The sequence below is a fragment of the Nonlabens arenilitoris genome (assembly GCF_002954765.1).
GTDB classification, from domain to species: domain Bacteria; phylum Bacteroidota; class Bacteroidia; order Flavobacteriales; family Flavobacteriaceae; genus Nonlabens; species Nonlabens arenilitoris.
In genome coordinates this window covers 1,944,568-1,967,326 of sequence record NZ_MTPW01000001.1, presented here as the reverse complement: position 1 = coordinate 1,967,326, position 22,759 = coordinate 1,944,568, and the positions used below count along the sequence as shown (strand labels likewise).

General features: G+C 42.4%; 3 protein-coding genes. All 3 read right to left on the bottom strand.

Annotation, left to right across the window (positions count from 1 at the left end; translation table 11 throughout):
* Positions 1 to 8: 8 nt before the first annotated feature.
* The gene (locus tag BST92_RS08495; RefSeq protein WP_105071057.1) at positions 9 to 944 is read right to left on the bottom strand and encodes a PorP/SprF family type IX secretion system membrane protein; all 936 of its coding nucleotides are present in this window, start codon (positions 942 to 944) and stop codon (positions 9 to 11) included.
* A gap of 64 nt (positions 945 to 1,008) precedes the next feature.
* Complete coding sequence (locus BST92_RS08490) at positions 1,009 to 4,845, bottom strand: T9SS type B sorting domain-containing protein (protein WP_425437392.1); 3,837 nt, start codon at positions 4,843 to 4,845, stop codon at positions 1,009 to 1,011.
* Positions 4,800 to 22,529: a DUF11 domain-containing protein gene (locus BST92_RS08485; protein WP_170061726.1), complete on the bottom strand. Its 17,730-nt coding sequence runs from the start codon at positions 22,527 to 22,529 to the stop codon at positions 4,800 to 4,802. The genes BST92_RS08490 and BST92_RS08485 overlap by 46 nt, the downstream gene beginning before the upstream one ends.
* Positions 22,530 to 22,759: the final 230 nt, after the last annotated feature.

Here is a 22,759-nt window from a genome sequence, read left to right as displayed (position 1 = left end):
CTTTATTTTTAAAAGAATCGAGGCGTTATTATTCTATCGTAGCTATTGAAAAGTTCAAACCTCACAAAGAGTTCATAACTTCCATCATTGTATAGGGCATTACCCAGTTCTGTCGTTTCACGATCATATGCAAATCCTATCATCATTTGATCACTTAATTGAAATCCTACCAGTCCACTTATCGCAGCACTCCAGCGATAGGCTGCTCCTAAAGTCAATTTCTCATTGAATAAAAAGTTTGCCGTTAAGTCCACCTGTAACGGTGATCCATTTACCATCTTAACTAAGGTTGCTGGTTTAAACTTAATATCGTCATTTAAATCAAATACATATCCTGCGGTTGCAAAATAATGTATGCGCTCTTCTGCAATGAATGTAGTTGCACTAGTATCATTACTATCATCAAAGTGATTTGTCTGTAACACATTAGGCGTACTCAATCCTACATAAAAACGATCTGTATGATAATACAATCCCAGTCCCACTGTAGGTGATAACTTATTATCAATATTTTCCTGCAACCTAGGATCTGATGTATTAAAGATATTCAGCTTTGTAAAATCAACATTTAATAAATGAACTCCTCCTTTTAATCCAAAACTTAATCGAGCCTCATCTCCTACTGGTAAAGTATAACTAAAGTCGGCAGCTATATAAGTCTCATCACTAGGTCCTATCTCATCATTTACTACACTTAATCCCAAACCTACTCGACTGTTCTCTATAGGTGTATGTAATGACAAACTTTGAGTGCGTGGTGCGCCATCTAATCCTACCCATTGACTTCTATGAAGACCGACAATACTCATCACTCCACGATTTCCTGCATAGGCCGGATTTATCGTTATTGGATTATACATGTACTGTGTGTATTGTGGATCCTGTTGTGCTGTAACCGCTTTCGCGAAAGCAAACAATAATATAATCGTTAATAATTTATTCATCTCTTCTTATGTTTCAATTAATGTATCCCGATAAGTTAAAACGAATCGGGATACGTGAAATTATTTATCGTACGTAAAGGTATCCTGCTATTTGTTGAACACCACCAAAGTCATCGATATACTCAACCACGTAGTAGTAAGTACCTGTAGGCAATTTATCTCCTTGACCTATTGTAGTCCTTCCATCTGATACTCCTACAAAACGCTTAGTAGAGTTATCATAATTATCTGCATTGAAAACTTCAATTCCCCAACGGTTGAATATTCTAACCGTGTTTTCAAAATTCTCAATACCTTGAATGAAGAAGAAGTCATTCTGACCATCTCCATCTGGAGTAACTGCATTCCAAACTCTAACTCTTCTAGCATCCTGATCTAAGTAATCTGGGATACCATCTCCATCAATATCACTAGTATTACCAGTGTTAGGATTAAGGTCGCCATCTGGATTAGCTCCTTCATCTGCAGTAGCAAGACCATCACCGTCATCATCAACATCTAGATAATCCGGAATTCCATCTCCGTCAGAATCTTGATTAGTCGGATCGTTATCACCATCATAGTCCTCATAGATTGTAGCAACACCGTCGCCATCATCATCAATATCGAACACATCTGGTATACCATCACCATCAGTATCTCCTTGACCTAGCTCATCTCCATTTGATACATTATCCATGTCACAATCTGCATCTAACCATGCTTGATCAGGCGTCATATTTTGATTATCAAGATCAACATTACAAGGATCTTGAGGATTTGTAGGAATACCTCCATTTGGTGGTAATAGCTCATCAATATTGCTTACTCCATCACCATCACAATCTAAATTATCCCATTCTCCTGTTGCGGAAACTAAATCTTGAGAGATTGCTTCATAACTACATGGATCTTGAGGATCTGTTCCGTCGATTTCCTCTTGTCTATTGGACACTCCATCACCATCACAGTCTAATTGACCATATTCATCTGATGTATCTACTGTCTGACTAGTTGTTAAGAAATCACATGGATCATTTGGATCAGTTCCATCTATAATTTCATTACCGTTTGTCACACCATCGCCATCACAATCTGCATCATTAAAGTCTCCACCAACTGGTGTTGTTTGACTAGCGACAACAAATTCACAAGGGTCAGTTGGATTAGTGGCATCTGCAACTTCATCTGCATTAGTAACACCATCACCATCACAGTCTAGAAGTTGCCAATCAGCGCTTGGAGTTAAGTCTTGACTACTAACATTCAGGTCACATTGATCTAAAGGATCTGTCCCGTCTATAACTTCTAGTCCATTACTTACTCCATCACCATCACAATCTAAAGCTTCCCATGCCATTGTCTGAGGCACTGTTACATTTTCAAGCATAAAATCACAAGGGTCAATAGGATTTGTTCCATCTATAACTTCATCACCATTTGTAACACCATCACCATCACAATCAGAGTTATTCCAAGTCGTTGAAGGAATAGTATCTTGACTGGTATACAGTAAATCACAAGGATCTTGCGTATCTGTACCATCTATTATCTCAACACCATTACTTACACCATCACCATCACAATCTAAAGCTTCCCATGCTAATGAAGGTGTTAATGTTTGACTAGCTAAAACATAATCACATGGATCTTGTGGATCTGTCATATCTAACATTTCGTCACCATTTATTACACCATCACCATCACAATCTAAACTATTCCATGCGTTAGTAACATTTGCGATAACTTGACTATTCACATCAAAATCACATGGATCTTGTGGGTCCGTACCATCACCTATTTCAGTTCCATTCGATACGCCGTCACCATCACAATCTCCTCCTAACCAAAGAGTGGAAACGTTATTAATATTTTGTGCTGAAGCATCATAGTCACAAGGATCATTTGGATCTGTTCCTTGTGCAAGTTCATCTCCGTTAGAAATACCATCTCCATCACAATCTGCGGTTAAATAATCTCCCGTTTGTGTAACAGTTACACTAGCTAAATTGAAATCACATGGATCATTCGGATCCGTTCCATCAGCGATTTCATCTGCATCAATTACTCCATCTCCATCACAATCTACCATACTGGTAATAGTTAGACTAATACTAGCAACATCATAACTACATGGATCGTTCGGATTTGTTCCGTCTGGAGTTGTCGGATCACCGTCTGGACCGTTAATTTCATCAGCATCTGTAACTCCATCTCCATCACAATCTACTGTGCTGGTTACTGGAACACTAATACTTCCTACTGTGTAAGAACATGCGTCATTAGGATCAGTCCCAGCTGCTATCTCATCGGCATCTGTAACTCCATCTCCATCACAATCTACTGTGCTGGTTACTGGAACACTAATACTTCCTACTGTGTAAGAACATGCGTCATTAGGATCAGTCCCATCAGCGATTTCATCTGCATCTGTAACCCCATCTCCATCACAATCTACTGTACTTGTTACTGGCACACTTACGCTTCCTACGTTGTATGAACACGCATCGTTTGGATCAGTTCCATCGGCTATTTCATTCGCATCCGTTACTCCATCTCCATCACAATCTACCATACTTGTTACTGATACAGTTACGCTTCCTACGTTGTATGAACACGCATCGTTTGGATCAGTTCCATCAGCGATTTCATCTGCATCTGTAACTCCATCTCCATCACAATCTACTGTGCTGGTAACTGCTAACGTCACACTTGCCGGATCATAATCACATGGATCATTTGGATCTGTTCCATCTGCTGTAGCTGGATCACCATCTGGTCCGTTGATCTCATCAGCATCGGTTACTCCATCTCCATCACAATCTACTGTGCTAGTTACTGGTAAACTTATATCTGCTACTTCATAATCACAGGCGTCATTACTATCTGTTCCGTCTGGTGTCGTTGGATCTCCATCTGGTCCATTAATCTCATCGGCATCCGTTACTCCATCGCCGTCACAGTCTCCCATGCTCGTAGCTGGTACGGTTGCTGCTCCATCTATATAATCACATGCATCATTTGGATCGGTTCCATCTGGTGTCGCTGGATCTCCATCTGGTCCATTTACTTCATTTGCATCCGTTACTCCATCTCCATCACAATCTACTGTGCTTGTTGCTACTACGGTTACAGCTGCAACATTGTAACTACATGGATCATTTGGATCGGTTCCCGCTGCTATCTCGTCGGCATCCGTTACTCCATCTCCATCACAATCTACGGTACTTGTTACAGTTACCGTTACACTTGCGGGATCGTAGTCACATGGGTCATTTGGATCTGTTCCATCTGCTGTAGTTGGGTTACCATCTGGTCCGTTGATTTCATCGGCATCGGTAACTCCATCTCCATCACAATCTACAATGCTGGTTACTGGAACACTAATACTTCCTACTGTGTAAGAACATGGGTCGTTAGGATCAGTTCCATCAGCGATTTCATCTGCATCCGTCACTCCATCTCCATCACAATCTACCATACTTGTTACTGGCACACTTACGCTTCCTACATTGTATGAACAAGCATCATTTGGATCAGTTCCATCGGCTATTTCATTCGCATCCGTTACTCCATCTCCATCACAATCTACCATACTTGTTACTGATACAGTTACGCTTCCTACTATGTAAGAACAAGGATCGTTTGGATCAGTTCCATCAGCGATTTCATCTGCATCTGTAACTCCATCTCCATCACAATCTACTGTGCTGGTAACTGCTAACGTCACACTTGCTGGATCATAATCACATGGATCATTTGGATCTGTTCCATCTGCTGTAGCTGGATCACCATCTGGTCCGTTGATCTCATCAGCATCGGTTACTCCATCTCCATCACAATCTACTGTGCTGGTTACTGGAACACTAATACTTCCTACTGTGTAAGAACATGCGTCATTAGGATCAGTCCCATCAGCGATTTCATCTGCATCTGTAACCCATCTCCATCACAATCTACTGTACTTGTTACTGGCACACTTACGCTTCCTACGTTGTATGAACACGCATCGTTTGGATCAGTTCCATCGGCTATCTCATTCGCATCCGTTACTCCATCTCCATCACAATCTACCATACTTGTTACTGATACAGTTACGCTTCCTACGTTGTATGAACACGCATCGTTTGGATCAGTTCCATCAGCGATTTCATCTGCATCTGTAACTCCATCTCCATCACAATCTACGGTACTTGTTACTGCTAACGTCACACTTGCTGGATCATAATCACATGGATCATTTGGATCGGTTCCATCTGCTGTAGCTGGATCACCATCTGGTCCGTTGATTTCATCAGCATCGGTTACTCCATCACCATCACAATCTACTGTGCTAGTTACTGGTAAACTTATATCTGCTACTTCATAATCACAGGCGTCATTACTATCTGTTCCGTCTGGTGTCGTTGGATCTCCATCTGGTCCATTAATCTCATCGGCATCCGTTACTCCATCTCCGTCACAGTCTCCCATACTCGTAGCTGGTACGGTTGCTGCTCCATCTATATAATCACATGCATCATTTGGATCGGTTCCATCTGGTGTCGCTGGATCTCCATCTGGTCCATTTACTTCATTTGCATCCGTTACTCCATCTCCATCACAATCTACCATACTTGTTACTGATACAGTTACGCTTCCTACGTTGTATGAACACGCATCGTTTGGATCAGTTCCATCAGCGATTTCATCTGCATCTGTAACTCCATCTCCATCACAATCTACGGTACTTGTTACTGCTAACGTCACACTTGCTGGATCATAATCACATGGATCATTTGGATCGGTTCCATCTGCTGTAGCTGGATCACCATCTGGTCCGTTGATTTCATCAGCATCGGTTGCTCCATCACCATCACAATCTACTGTGCTAGTTACTGGTAAACTTATATCTGCTACTTCATAATCACAGGCGTCATTACTATCTGTTCCGTCTGGTGTCGTTGGATCTCCATCTGGTCCATTAATCTCATCGGCATCCGTTACTCCATCGCCGTCACAGTCTCCCATGCTAGTAGCTGGTACGGTTGCTGCTCCATCTATATAATCACATGCATCATTTGGATCGGTTCCATCTGGTGTCGCTGGATCTCCATCTGGTCCATTTACTTCATTTGCATCCGTTACTCCATCTCCATCACAATCTACTGTGCTTGTTGCTACTACGGTTACAGCTGCAACATTGTAACTACATGGATCGTTTGGATCGGTTCCCGCTGCTATCTCGTCGGCATCCGTTACTCCATCTCCATCACAATCTACGGTACTTGTTACAGTTACCGTTACACTTGCGGGATCGTAGTCACATGGGTCATTTGGATCTGTTCCATCTGCTGTAGTTGGGTTACCATCTGGTCCGTTGATTTCATCAGCATCTGTAACTCCATCTCCATCACAATCTACAATGCTGGTTACTGGAACACTAATACTTCCTACTGTGTAAGAACATGGGTCGTTAGGATCAGTTCCATCAGCGATTTCATCTGCATCCGTCACTCCATCTCCATCACAATCTACCATACTTGTTACTGGCACACTTACGCTTCCTACATTGTATGAACAAGCATCATTTGGATCAGTTCCATCGGCTATTTCATTCGCATCCGTTACTCCATCTCCATCACAATCTACCATACTTGTTACTGATACAGTTACGCTTCCTACGTTGTATGAACACGCATCATTTGGATCAGTTCCATCAGCGATTTCATCTGCATCTGTAACTCCATCTCCATCACAATCTACTGTGCTGGTAACTGCTAACGTCACACTTGCTGGATCATAATCACATGGATCATTTGGATCTGTTCCATCTGCTGTAGCTGGATCACCATCTGGTCCGTTGATCTCATCAGCATCGGTTACTCCATCTCCATCACAATCTACTGTGCTGGTTACTGGAACACTAATACTTCCTACTGTGTAAGAACATGCGTCATTAGGATCAGTCCCATCAGCGATTTCATCTGCATCTGTAACCCCATCTCCATCACAATCTACTGTACTTGTTACTGGCACACTTACGCTTCCTACGTTGTATGAACACGCATCGTTTGGATCAGTTCCATCGGCTATCTCATTCGCATCCGTTACTCCATCTCCATCACAATCTACCATACTTGTTACCGATACAGTTACGCTTCCTACGTTGTATGAACACGCATCGTTTGGATCAGTTCCATCAGCGATTTCATCTGCATCTGTAACTCCATCTCCATCACAATCTACGGTACTTGTTACTGCTAACTTCACACTTGCTGGATCATAATCACATGGATCATTTGGATCTGTTCCATCTGCTGTAGCTGGATCACCATCTGGTCCGTTGATCTCATCAGCATCGGTTACTCCATCTCCATCACAATCTACTGTGCTAGTTACTGGTAAACTTATATCTGCTACTTCATAATCACAGGCGTCATTACTATCTGTTCCGTCTGGTGTCGTTGGATCTCCATCTGGTCCATTAATCTCATCGGCATCCGTTACTCCATCGCCGTCACAGTCTCCCATGCTCGTAGCTGGTACGGTTGCTGCTCCATCTATATAATCACATGCATCATTTGGATCGGTTCCATCTGGTGTCGCTGGATCTCCATCTGGTCCATTTACTTCATTTGCATCCGTTACTCCATCTCCATCACAATCTACTGTGCTTGTTGCTACTACGGTTACAGCTGCAACATTGTAACTACATGGATCATTTGGATCGGTTCCCGCTGCTATCTCGTCGGCATCCGTTACTCCATCTCCATCACAATCTACGGTACTTGTTACAGTTACCGTTACACTTGCGGGATCGTAGTCACATGGGTCATTTGGATCTGTTCCATCTGCTGTAGTTGGGTTACCATCTGGTCCGTTGATTTCATCGGCATCGGTAACTCCATCTCCATCACAATCTACAATGCTGGTTACTGGAACACTAATACTTCCTACTGTGTAAGAACATGGGTCGTTAGGATCAGTTCCATCAGCGATTTCATCTGCATCCGTCACTCCATCTCCATCACAATCTACCATACTTGTTACTGGCACACTTACGCTTCCTACATTGTATGAACAAGCATCATTTGGATCAGTTCCATCGGCTATTTCATTCGCATCCGTTACTCCATCTCCATCACAATCTACCATACTTGTTACTGATACAGTTACGCTTCCTACTATGTAAGAACAAGGATCGTTTGGATCAGTTCCATCAGCGATTTCATCTGCATCTGTAACTCCATCTCCATCACAATCTACTGTGCTGGTAACTGCTAACGTCACACTTGCTGGATCATAATCACATGGATCATTTGGATCTGTTCCATCTGCTGTAGCTGGATCACCATCTGGTCCGTTGATCTCATCAGCATCGGTTACTCCATCTCCATCACAATCTACTGTGCTGGTTACTGGAACACTAATACTTCCTACTGTGTAAGAACATGCGTCATTAGGATCAGTCCCATCAGCGATTTCATCTGCATCTGTAACCCCATCTCCATCACAATCTACTGTACTTGTTACTGGCACACTTACGCTTCCTACGTTGTATGAACACGCATCGTTTGGATCAGTTCCATCGGCTATCTCATTCGCATCCGTTACTCCATCTCCATCACAATCTACCATACTTGTTACTGATACAGTTACGCTTCCTACGTTGTATGAACACGCATCGTTTGGATCAGTTCCATCAGCGATTTCATCTGCATCTGTAACTCCATCTCCATCACAATCTACGGTACTTGTTACTGCTAACGTCACACTTGCTGGATCATAATCACATGGATCATTTGGATCGGTTCCATCTGCTGTAGCTGGATCACCATCTGGTCCGTTGATTTCATCAGCATCGGTTACTCCATCACCATCACAATCTACTGTGCTAGTTACTGGTAAACTTATATCTGCTACTTCATAATCACAGGCGTCATTACTATCTGTTCCGTCTGGTGTCGTTGGATCTCCATCTGGTCCATTAATCTCATCGGCATCCGTTACTCCATCTCCGTCACAGTCTCCCATACTCGTAGCTGGTACGGTTGCTGCTCCATCTATATAATCACATGCATCATTTGGATCGGTTCCATCTGGTGTCGCTGGATCTCCATCTGGTCCATTTACTTCATTTGCATCCGTTACTCCATCTCCATCACAATCTACCATACTTGTTACTGATACAGTTACGCTTCCTACGTTGTATGAACACGCATCGTTTGGATCAGTTCCATCAGCGATTTCATCTGCATCTGTAACTCCATCTCCATCACAATCTACGGTACTTGTTACTGCTAACGTCACACTTGCTGGATCATAATCACATGGATCATTTGGATCGGTTCCATCTGCTGTAGCTGGATCACCATCTGGTCCGTTGATTTCATCAGCATCGGTTGCTCCATCACCATCACAATCTACTGTGCTAGTTACTGGTAAACTTATATCTGCTACTTCATAATCACAGGCGTCATTACTATCTGTTCCGTCTGGTGTCGTTGGATCTCCATCTGGTCCATTAATCTCATCGGCATCCGTTACTCCATCGCCGTCACAGTCTCCCATGCTAGTAGCTGGTACGGTTGCTGCTCCATCTATATAATCACATGCATCATTTGGATCGGTTCCATCTGGTGTCGTTGGATCTCCATCCGGTCCATTTACTTCATTTGCATCCGTTACTCCATCTCCATCACAATCTACTGTGCTTGTTGCTACTACGGTTACAGCTGCAACATTGTAACTACATGGATCGTTTGGATCGGTTCCCGCTGCTATCTCGTCGGCATCCGTTACTCCATCTCCATCACAATCTACGGTACTTGTTACAGTTACCGTTACACTTGCTGGATCATAATCACATGGGTCATTTGGATCTGTTCCATCTGCTGTAGTTGGGTTACCATCTGGTCCGTTGATTTCATCGGCATCGGTAACTCCATCTCCATCACAATCTACAATGCTGGTTACTGGTAAACTTATATCTGATACTTCATAATCACAGGCATCATTACTATCTGTTCCATCTGGTGTCGTTGGATCTCCATCTGGTCCATTAATCTCATCGGCATCCGTTACTCCATCGCCGTCACAGTCTCCCATACTCGTAGCTGGTACGGTTGCTGCTCCATCTATATAATCACATACATCATTTGGATCGGTTCCATCTGGTGTCGTTGGATCTCCATCCGGTCCATTTACTTCATTTGCATCCGTTACTCCATCTCCATCACAATCTACTGTACTTGTTGCTATTACGGTTACAGCTGCAACATTGTAACTACATGGATCATTTGGATCGGTTCCTGCTGCTATCTCGTCGGCATCCGTTACTCCATCTCCATCACAATCTACGGTACTTGTTACTGCTAACGTCACACTTGCTGGATCATAATCACATGGATCATTTGGATCGGTTCCATCTGCTGTAGCTGGATCACCATCTGGTCCGTTGATTTCATCAGCATCGGTTGCTCCATCACCATCACAATCTACTGTGCTAGTTACTGGTAAACTTATATCTGCTACTTCATAATCACAGGCGTCATTACTATCTGTTCCGTCTGGTGTCGTTGGATCTCCATCTGGCCCATTAATCTCATCGGCATCCGTTACTCCATCGCCGTCACAGTCTCCCATACTCGTAGCTGGTACGGTTGCTGCTCCATCTATATAATCACATGCATCATTTGGATCCGTTCCATTTGCTATCTCTTCACTATTTAGAACACCATCTCCATCACAATCAGCGGACAACCATGGCTCCGCTTGAGTTCCATCTACCACATCCTCATCATTGTAATCACAAGGATCATTTAAATCGGTTCCATTAGGACCAGCAACACCATCCATATCTGGATCTAGTTCTAAACCATTAATCACACCATCTCCATCACAATCAGCGTTATACCAATTTGTGTTATTATCTGACAAATCAACGTTAGCAAGCTCTATTCCTACACAAGGATCAAATGGAGCTGGATCATCTCCATTTGTCTCTCCATCTCCATCACAATCGGCGGCTTGCCAGATTGCATTACTCGTGTCTGCTGTACTTCCGGCTGTAAACACACATGGATCTTCTGGGTCTGGATCGGTTCCGTTAGGATCGCCATCTCCATCACAATCGGCAGCTTGCCAAATTGCATTACTCGTATCGGCTGTACTTCCGGCTGTAAACACACATGGATCTGTTGGGTCTGGATCGGTTCCGTTAGAATCGCCATCTCCATCACAATCGGCGGCTTGCCAAATTGCATTACTCGTATCTGCTACACTTCCTGCTGCAAATACACATGGATCTGTTGGATCTGTATCCGTTCCATTGGAGTCTCCATCGCCATCACAATCAGCTGCTGCCCATACATCATATGCATTTTGAGCTGGCGTTCCTGCCATCATTGGATTTGTTGGTATCGTGGCATTGGTTACACTACATGGATCAAATGGTTCTGTACCATTCATCACTTCTTCTCCGTTAGTCTCGCCATCTCCATCACAATCGGCAGCTGCCCATACGGCATAATTCTCATCACTTACATCTGGAACTGTTGCTGTTCCACTTACATCACATGGATCAGTAGGATCTGATCCATTCATTATTTCTGTTCCGTTAGTCTCTCCATCTCCATCACAATCGGCGGCTTGCCAGATTGCATTACTCGTGTCTGCTGTACTTCCGGCTGTAAACACACATGGATCTTCTGGGTCTGGATCGGTTCCGTTAGGATCGCCATCTCCATCACAATCGGCAGCTTGCCAAATTGCATTACTCGTATCGGCTGTACTTCCGGCTGTAAACACACATGGATCTGTTGGGTCTGGATCGGTTCCGTTAGAATCGCCATCTCCATCACAATCGGCGGCTTGCCAAATTGCATTACTCGTATCTGCTACACTTCCTGCTGCAAATACACATGGATCTGTTGGATCTGTATCCGTTCCATTGGAGTCTCCATCGCCATCACAATCAGCTGCTGCCCATACATCATATGCATTTTGAGCTGGCGTTCCTGCCATCATTGGATTTGTTGGTATCGTGGCATTGGTTACACTACATGGATCAAATGGTTCTGTACCATTCATCACTTCTTCTCCGTTAGTCTCGCCATCTCCATCACAATCGGCAGCTGCCCATACGGCATAATTCTCATCACTTACATCTGGAACTGTTGCTGTTCCACTTACATCACATGGATCAGTAGGATCTGATCCATTCATTATTTCTGTTCCGTTAGTCTCTCCATCTCCATCACAATCGGCGGCTTGCCAGATTGCATTACTCGTGTCTGCTGTACTTCCGGCTGTAAACACACATGGATCTTCTGGGTCTGGATCGGTTCCGTTAGGATCGCCATCTCCATCACAATCGGCAGCTTGCCAAATTGCATTACTCGTATCGGCTGTACTTCCGGCTGTAAACACACATGGATCTGTTGGGTCTGGATCGGTTCCGTTAGAATCGCCATCTCCATCACAATCGGCGGCTTGCCAAATTGCATTACTCGTATCTGCTACACTTCCTGCTGCAAATACACATGGATCTGTTGGATCTGTATCCGTTCCATTGGAGTCTCCATCGCCATCACAATCAGCTGCTGCCCATACATCATATGCATTTTGAGCTGGCGTTCCTGCCATCATTGGATTTGTTGGTATCGTGGCATTGGTTACACTACATGGATCAAATGGTTCTGTACCATTCATCACTTCTTCTCCGTTAGTCTCGCCATCTCCATCACAATCGGCAGCTGCCCATACGGCATAATTCTCATCACTTACATCTGGAACTGTTGCTGTTCCACTTACATCACATGGATCAGTAGGATCTGATCCATTCATTATTTCTGTTCCGTTAGTCTCTCCATCTCCATCACAATCGGCGGCTTGCCAGATTGCATTACTCGTGTCTGCTGTACTTCCGGCTGTAAACACACATGGATCTTCTGGGTCTGGATCGGTTCCGTTAGGATCGCCATCTCCATCACAATCGGCAGCTTGCCAAATTGCATTACTCGTATCGGCTGTACTTCCGGCTGTAAACACACATGGATCTGTTGGGTCTGGATCGGTTCCGTTAGAATCGCCATCTCCATCACAATCGGCGGCTTGCCAAATTGCATTACTCGTATCTGCTACACTTCCTGCTGCAAATACACATGGATCTGTTGGATCTGTATCCGTTCCATTGGAGTCTCCATCGCCATCACAATCAGCTGCTGCCCATACATCATATGCATTTTGAGCTGGCGTTCCTGCCATCATTGGATTTGTTGGTATCGTGGCATTGGTTACACTACATGGATCAAATGGTTCTGTACCATTCATCACTTCTTCTCCGTTAGTCTCGCCATCTCCATCACAATCGGCAGCTGCCCATACGGCATAATTCTCATCACTTACATCTGGAACTGTTGCTGTTCCACTTACATCACATGGATCAGTAGGATCTGATCCATTCATTATTTCTGTTCCGTTAGTCTCTCCATCTCCATCACAATCGGCGGCTTGCCAGATTGCATTACTCGTGTCTGCTGTACTTCCGGCTGTAAACACACATGGATCTTCTGGGTCTGGATCGGTTCCGTTAGAATCTCCATCACCATCACAATCGGCAGCTTGCCAAATTGCATTACTCGTATCTGCTGTACTTCCTGCTGTAAACACACATGGATCATTTGGTGCTGGATCGGTTCCGTTGGAATCTCCATCACCATCACAATCTGCTGCTTGCCAAATTGAATTACTTGTATCTGCTATACTTCCGGCTGTAAACACACATGGATCTGTTGGATCTGCATCCGTTCCATTAGAGTCTCCATCGCCATCACAGTCTGCTGCTGCCCATACATCATATGCATTTTGAGCTGGCGTTCCTGCCATCATTGGATTTGTTGGTATCGTGGCATTGGTTACACTACATGGATCAAATGGTTCTGTACCATTCATCACTTCTTCTCCGTTAGTCTCGCCATCTCCATCACAATCGGCAGCTGCCCATACGGCATAATTCTCATCACTTACATCTGGAACTGTTGCTGTTCCACTTACATCACATGGATCAGTAGGATCTGATCCATTCATTATTTCTGTTCCGTTAGTCTCTCCATCTCCATCACAATCGGCGGCTTGCCAGATTGCATTACTCGTGTCTGCTGTACTTCCGGCTGTAAACACACATGGATCTTCTGGGTCTGGATCGGTTCCGTTAGGATCGCCATCTCCATCACAATCGGCAGCTTGCCAAATTGCATTACTCGTATCGGCTGTACTTCCGGCTGTAAACACACATGGATCTGTTGGGTCTGGATCGGTTCCGTTAGAATCGCCATCTCCATCACAATCGGCGGCTTGCCAAATTGCATTACTCGTATCTGCTACACTTCCTGCTGCAAATACACATGGATCTGTTGGATCTGTATCCGTTCCATTGGAGTCTCCATCGCCATCACAATCAGCTGCTGCCCATACATCATATGCATTTTGAGCTGGCGTTCCTGCCATCATTGGATTTGTTGGTATCGTGGCATTGGTTACACTACATGGATCAAATGGTTCTGTACCATTCATCACTTCTTCTCCGTTAGTCTCGCCATCTCCATCACAATCGGCAGCTGCCCATACGGCATAATTCTCATCACTTACATCTGGAACTGTTGCTGTTCCACTTACATCACATGGATCAGTAGGATCTGATCCATTCATTATTTCTGTTCCATTAGTCTCACCATCACCATCACAATCGGCGGCTTGCCAGATTGGATTTGTTGTATCGGCTGTACTTCCCGCTGTGAATACACATGGATTTGTTGGGTCTGGATCGGTTCCGTTAGAATCTCCATCACCATCACAATCGGCAGCTTGCCAAATTGCATTACTCGTATCTGCTGTACTTCCTGCTGTAAACACACATGGATCATTTGGTGCTGGATCGGTTCCGTTGGAATCTCCATCACCATCACAATCTGCTGCTTGCCAAATTGAATTACTTGTATCTGCTATACTTCCGGCTGTAAACACACATGGATCTGTTGGATCTGCATCCGTTCCATTAGAGTCTCCATCGCCATCACAGTCTGCTGCTGCCCATACATCATATGCATTTTGAGCTGGAGTTCCTGCCATCATTGGATTTGTTGGTATCGTAGCATTGGTTACACTACATGGATCAAATGGCTCTGTACCATTCATTACTTCTTCTCCGTTAGTCTCGCCATCACCATCACAGTCAGCGGCTGCCCATACGGCATAGTTCGCATCACTTACATCTGGTACTGTTGCTGTTCCACTTACATCACATGGATCTGTTGGGTCTGAACCATTTGCTGTTTCTGATCCATTAGTCTCACCATCACCATCACAATCGGCAGCTTGCCAGATTGGATTACTCGTGTCTGCTGTACTTCCTGCTGTAAATACACATGGATTTGTTGGGTCTGGATCGGTTCCGTTAGAATCTCCATCACCATCACAATCGGCGGCTTGCCAAATTGCATTACTCGTATCTGCTGTACTTCCTGCTGTAAACACACATGGATCATTTGGTGCTGGATCGGTTCCGTTGGAATCTCCATCACCATCACAATCTGCTGCTTGCCAAATTGGATTACTTGTATCTGCTATACTTCCGGCTGTAAACACACATGGATCTGTTGGATCTGCATCCGTTCCATTAGAGTCTCCATCGCCATCACAGTCTGCTGCTGCCCATACATCATATGCATTTTGAGCTGGAGTTCCTGCCATCATTGGATTTGTTGGTATCGTAGCATTTGTTACACTACAAGGATCAAATGGCTCTGTACCATTCATTACTTCTTCTCCGTTTGTCTCACCATCTCCATCACAATCTGCAGCTGCCCATACAGAATAGTTTGAGTCACTTACATCTGGAACAGTTGATATTCCGCTTACATCACATGGGTCTGTTGGATCGGATCCGTTCATGTCTTCTGTTCCATTGGTCTCTCCGTCACCATCACAATCGGCGGCTTGCCAGATTGGATTACTCGTGTCTGCCGTTGCTGAACTTCCTGAAGGAATCGAGCAAGGATCTGTAGGATCAGAACCTGCATTACATTCGTCTAAATTTGTTTCTCCATCACCATCACAATCTTCTAGACCTATAGGATCTGCCGGATTAGCAGCTAATAAAGCACAAACGTCAACTGTTCCATCAATAACTTGGGAACAATCTGTTGTTATTACAGTTAATATAGCGCATTCAGTTTGTGTAAAACATACATTGTCTGGATGTGTAATCACCACACAATATTCATTACCATCTTGACTGCTGTCCACGCTTGTCAAGGTAAGAGAGGCATTAGTCTCTCCAGCTATTGCATTTGCTGGAACTGTAGGATCTCCTAAATACCATTGGTACATTGTACCTGGTGCCGGAGCACCTGTTGTATAATCAGGGAAAGTACTAGGAGCACCTCCTGTATAATTTGTTGTACTTGTTGCTGTAACTGCTACCATAAATGTGGCATCAGAACCACTATTTACTATTTGACCCATAGGTGCTTGATCTACAATAACTTCGGTAGCTAATATTTCATTACCGTTTGCACCATCATAACCACCTGTTATATCTCCACTTCCATTTGTTACCTGTCCATTAGAATCAACTACCGTAGCTGTATCACCTAACACACCATCATCATCATTATCTAAACCATTTGATTCAATTACATCATTACACCCATCATTATCACTATCTAAATCTTGAGAATTTGGCACACCATCTTGATCAAAATCACAATCAGTAACCGTCCAGAAGCCAAAACCTTCAAAACGAACTGTTCCTAGAGCATTAAAAGATCTATAATCAAAAATCCATGGAAAGGAAACAGAAGAAACATCTATATCCAAATACCATTGCGATTGACCTACTTGGGTAACTCCTACCGCCTGACCATCTAGATGCAATGTAGTTCCAGAAGGTATAACATCACCATTATTATGTGAGGTTATTTCACCTAATGGATCAACCAATACAGCACTAGCAACAGAAGTCCACGATACCGTTATATCTTTAACTGCGTTATTAGCAGTATATGTTGAACCAGGAGCAGAAGAACCTAATCGGAAATTACTGATTAAACCTCTACTTGGTTGCTCCAAAGTAAATTGAATGTCCTGAACTGCATTATCACCAGTCATAGGATCTGTACTATCTTGATCCCAAACTAATTGTAAACCTTCTGTAACACCAGCTCCGTTTCTATTTACAGGCCAAGGAGTAGTAGTTATTCCAAATTCTATAGATGTATTTTGCGCGTTTGAATAAATACCTTCTAAGTCATTACTTATGTTACCAGATGTTATACTACCAATCAATGGCGGGCATTCTTCTGTATCCAAAATCCCATCATTATCATCATCTAAATCACAAATATTACTCACTCCATCTAAATCTGAATCTAGATTCCCCGAAGCAACAGGATCACATTGATCTACAGGAATTGTTACGGTTAAAACAGCACATTCTGTTTGAACAAAACATATGTTGTCTGGATGTGTAATCACTACACAATATTGATTCCCATCCATTGAAGGATCAGTAGTCAGTGTTAGCGAAGAACCTGTTTCACCTGCTAGCAATGATCCACCGCTATTAGGATCTCCCAAATACCATTGGTATGTTGCAGTCCCAGAAATATCTATTGCAGATAGATCGTTAAAATCTGGTGTTGTACTTGGCGCAAATCCATCATATTCTATTGTACTCGTTGCTCTCACTACTGCGGTAAAAGTAGCATTGGATCCACTTTCCACACTTTGATCTGAAGGAGGCGAATCAACAACTACTTCTGTTGCATTAAATTCATTACCATCTACTCCGTTATAACCGCCAGTAGTGTTACCACTTCCTGGTGTTAGCACCTGCCCACTTGAATCAACTATTGTAGCAGTATCACCAAGTACACCATCATCATCATTATCTGTTCCTTCTGATTCCAATACATCATTACAACCATCATTATCACTATCCAAATCTATTCTATTTGGAATACCATCTTGGTCAAAATCACAATCTAACAATAAATTGAATGCAAAACCTTCATTAGCGATACCCGTCGTAGCGATTGAAGCATCTGAATTATAACCTATAACTACAGGATAAGTATTTAATCCAGTTAAATCAATAGACAATGTCCATCTTGAATCTCTCACCAATGAGCCTGTATTTACGACAAATACTTCCCCAGAAGTAATGACGTCACCTGAACTATATCCAGAAATTTCATCATTAGGATCATTAAGAATCGCAGAGCCACCTCCAGGCCACGTTATATTCACCTCTTTTGTCGCATTTGCCGCTCCATAGTTAGAACCTGGAGCATTGTTAGCCACGACTATACTACCTACAGTTCCTAAGACAGGTTGTTCAATAGACAATGACATATTATGTATTACGTCAGCACCTTGATCCCAAACTAATTGAAGACCACTCGTAACGCCACTTGTAAACTCCGAAGTATTGTGATCACTTGTAATAGTAATTTCAGCAGAAGTACCAGTTGAATTGCTATAATTTCCATCTAAAACTGTTGTCCCATCACCCATTGTAATTGATCCAATAGGAGCTTCACATTCTTCCGTATCTAAGATACCATCATTATCATCATCTACATCACAAATATCACTTACTCCATCACCATCACTATCTGAATTCCCTGAAGCAAGAGCATCACAAGGATCAGGTATTGCGCCATCTACAGTAATGCTTTCATTCAAATCATCACCAGCTGTCGTTGGATCTGTTTGATCAGGCGTTGTAGCTGCAGTTGTGCTGTTCGTAATCGTATTTCCATCCTCACCAGCATCTACTACTCCTTCAATATTCAATGTTACAAATTGTCCACTAGCGATAAATGGAATTGTCCAGTTAGGATCTGTATAAGTTGAAGGTTGATCTCCACCAGTATTTCCATTGTTTATTGTAGCCGTAAGGCCAGCTGGAATAGTATCTACTAACGAAACATTTGTAGCGTCATCAGGACCATTATTAGTTACCGTTATTGCAAAGGCTACAGTATCACCTTCTGCTGGCGTACTGTCTCCGCTCATTAAAGTTTTAACTGTCACCAAGTTTGCATTACCAACTGCAATCCCATCATTATTTCCATCACTACCATCGTCCGTATCGTTAGCAGGAACGCTATCTACCTGATCTGCAGATACTGCAGTTATATTTGTAAATACCCCAGGTCCGTCTATAGTACCGGTAACGACAATAGTAACGTCACTAAATGGTGTATTAGCTGTTATGGATCCTAAGTTACACGGGAAAGTAACACATCCACCACCCGTAACATTTGTTATTGTAACATTTGTAGGAGTATCAGTTACAAAAACATTTGTTGCTAAGTCTGTACCTAAGTTACTAACTACAATGTTCCATGAAACCGTATCACCAGGTGCAAAAGGACCTGATTGATTTAAAGTTTTAGTAATACCCATGTCAGATTGTGCCACACTACAAGAGTCTGGAGCAGTTCCTGCATTTTGTGTATCGGTACATCCACTAGGATTATCAAACGTTGCCGTTAAATTAACAGGACCACCATCTGCAGAGAATGTTAAATTGGTAAATCTATGTTGTGTTGCACTATCTAATCCAGTTACTGGAACAAAAGTGTTAATTCCAGCACCTGTTAAATCTAAATTTCCTAAACCAGGCGCATTTGTGAATTGAACAACTACATCTGCTGTAAAAGTATCATCCGTTGGGTCTCCCGAGGTACCATTGGAATTACAGGCTGAAATATTATCTAAGGAAATCACAGCAACCGTACATGGTACTATAGTTATAAAAACATTTGCCGTATCTCGATTCCCTAAAGTATCCTCTACTATATAAGGGAATGAAACTGGAGCGCTACTACCTGGTGGTGGTGTAATCACCAACTCTCCAGAAACAATCTGAACAATAGTACCATCACTAAGCAATACTGGTGATCCTCCATCAGATATAGCCATTCCATCAACTTCTGTTATCATGATAGGATCCATATCAGGATCAGAATCATTATTTAATACATCAATAGTAATTGGTGTATCCACCTGAGTCGTGTCATTGTCATCTGTTGCTTCTGGAGGATTATTAATACCTACAGATGATGACACAGAAGCCACTGGATTATTACCTGGATCTGTTGCATTAAATATTGCGGTATTATCACCTGTACATGGTAATGTGATTTCTACCTCATACTGCACTATTACTCTTTCACCAGGTCTTAATACACCCGTATTGTTTTGAAAAATATCGTTAGAACCTAATCCTGTAAAAGTTGGATCTAACACTGGATCTGTAAGCGCCGTTGATGTTGTAATTACAGGAGCTGAGACACTCACAATATTACCCGGACACATTGCTCCAATATTATCAGTGATTTGTAGATTACTTAAATCAATCGGTGACAACGGACCATTCTCTATTTCTATTTGAAATGTAATATCTCTATTCCCTAATGTGCCAGCTGGGTCATTATTTAATACCGTTTTTGTAATTGCCGGCAAAGGAGTTGATCTAAAAGTTACAGGAGTTTGCTCACAACCACATTGCTCACTATCGTGAGCAGCATCTAAATTTCTTCTAGATATATCACTAACAGTTCTATTAGTTGTATAAGAAGCATCTACTCCAGTAATCACACCTTGAGAATTCCTAGTCGAAGTGACTGTCGTAGGTCCGACATTTAAATCATAGGTCCATTGAGCCACAGCTCCAGCTGCAAGTGTAGTACCTGTAGGTAATAGATCTGAAGTTGATCCTGTTAAAGTTCCAGATGCTCCATCAAAACCAGGATTAGCCGTAATACCTCCAGAGCTAGAATTTAAAACAAATGTGTTAATAGGAACTCCAGCACCAGCTAAATGATTAAACACATCTGTGTACTGAACATTTGTAGCATCATTAGTTCCTGAGTTTCTAATGGTGATAGTATATGAAAAATCATAAGTACCATCAGTATTAATTGTTGGGTTAGGATCACTAACCTCAAAACCTGCACTTAATATTACCGTGTTCTCTTCAAAAAATTCAGAATCTGTAGCAGATATTGAATAAGCCTCTCCAGTACTGGCGTCGTTTGCTGTCGCCGTTATTGTATTAATCACTGTTGTTTGATCTAATGAAGGATCTGCTGCTATTTCAACACAAAAAGCGTAATCTATAGATTCACCTGGCCCTAGCTCGTTAAGAACCGCCGCACTTAACAGCTCTTCATCTGTCGTACCATTAAAACCTCCATTTAAAGACCATCCATCAACGGTAGGCCCAACAGTTCGAGAAATAAAATTGACGATAAACGCATCATTACCAAAAGCACCTCCTAAATCATCAGTGATACTTACATTATAAACAGGATTAGAACCTCTATTTGTTAAAACACCTTCATAACGCAACTTATATCTATCGTTAGTCGTGTAACCCCAATCACAATGGGTTTTAGTAAGCTCTAATCCACCATCTCCTGTAGGTACACTACATTGAGATTGTGCTGTAAAAACATTTGGTAAAGTAAAAATACAAGAGGTAAATGCATCAGAAAAATCTGCCGACAAACTAACTGGTCCACCATCTGCTGGAAATTCAACACCGACAAATGTATGAGATGTAGGAGAATCTAAACCTGAAACACCAACTGAGTCTGATCCATCACCTGTTAAATCTAATGTCCCAGAAGCCGGAACAAAATCAAATGTCACTGTTATGTCTGCTGTGAAAGTATCATCTCCATCTTGACCAACTCCAGAAGTGCCGCCATCATTACAGATGGACACATTACTTTCTACTATGTTAGTAATTATACACTCTGTACTACAACTTGCTGGAGCGGTCCCAGCCATAGGCACATTTATGGAACATGCTGGTGTACCATTTATGAAAGTTGCTGTTAAATCAATTGCGCCACCATCAGCACTCATCAATATATCTTGAAATGTGTGAGAAGTAGTAGAGTTAAGTGCCCCAACACCGACTGTATTAGTACCGTCACCTGTTAACGCTAAAGTCCCTGCTGACGGAGGATTTGAAAAAGTAACTGTAACATCTGCGGTAAAAGTATCGTCTGAAGGATCACCTTGAGTACCGCCATTATTACAAGAAGTAATATCACTTACTGTTATATTAGAAACTACACAATCAGGACTACAAGATGCAGGTGCAAGACCTGCAGATGGCTCTGCCAAAGAAAACGTACATGTAGGATCGCCAATAAATGAAGCTGTTATACCTATAGCAGTACCATCTGCTGTAAAGGACACAGCGGGAAAAGTATATGATGTAGCTCCTGATGGTAATGTAGTTACATCTACAGATTGAACGACAGTATTATCACCTGTAATTTGCAAAAAACCAGAAGCAGGTGTAGCCTGGAAAAGTATGGTAACATCTGCTGTGAAAAAATCATCGCTAGCATCTGGAGTCGTACCGTTATCGTTACATGCCGATATCATAGATGTTGATACACTAGTGATATCACACTGCGCAACTGCGGCTTGAGTAAAGCCAACTAACATCAATAATAATAAAGAGAAAAATCTAAGGTTACTCTTTTGTAAAGAAACTTTAAAAAGGTAATTGAATAAAGTAAAAACTCCCATAAACAGATATTTAAAATCAGAATACATTCTTTTGTAAGAATATATAACTAGTAAATCTAAATTAATATCGCAAACATATCCTTAAAAGAAACATTAAGAAAACATTAATCGTTTAACTGTAGTTAAGTGTGGTTAAAATACATTGTTCGAACTTTAACTAGAACATTTCAACCATTTTGTTTCCATTATACGCTTTCGCGAAAGCGTGATAAAAAAAATTATTTTAAAGT

What these genes read in the sequence shown, in the direction of transcription:
- BST92_RS08495 (WP_105071057.1), bottom strand. Translation starts at nt 944, where the DNA reads ATGAATAAATTATTAACGATTATATTATTGTTTGCTTTCGCGAAAGCG.
- BST92_RS08485 (WP_170061726.1), bottom strand. Translation starts at nt 22,529, where the DNA reads ATGGGAGTTTTTACTTTATTCAATTACCTTTTTAAAGTTTCTTTACAA.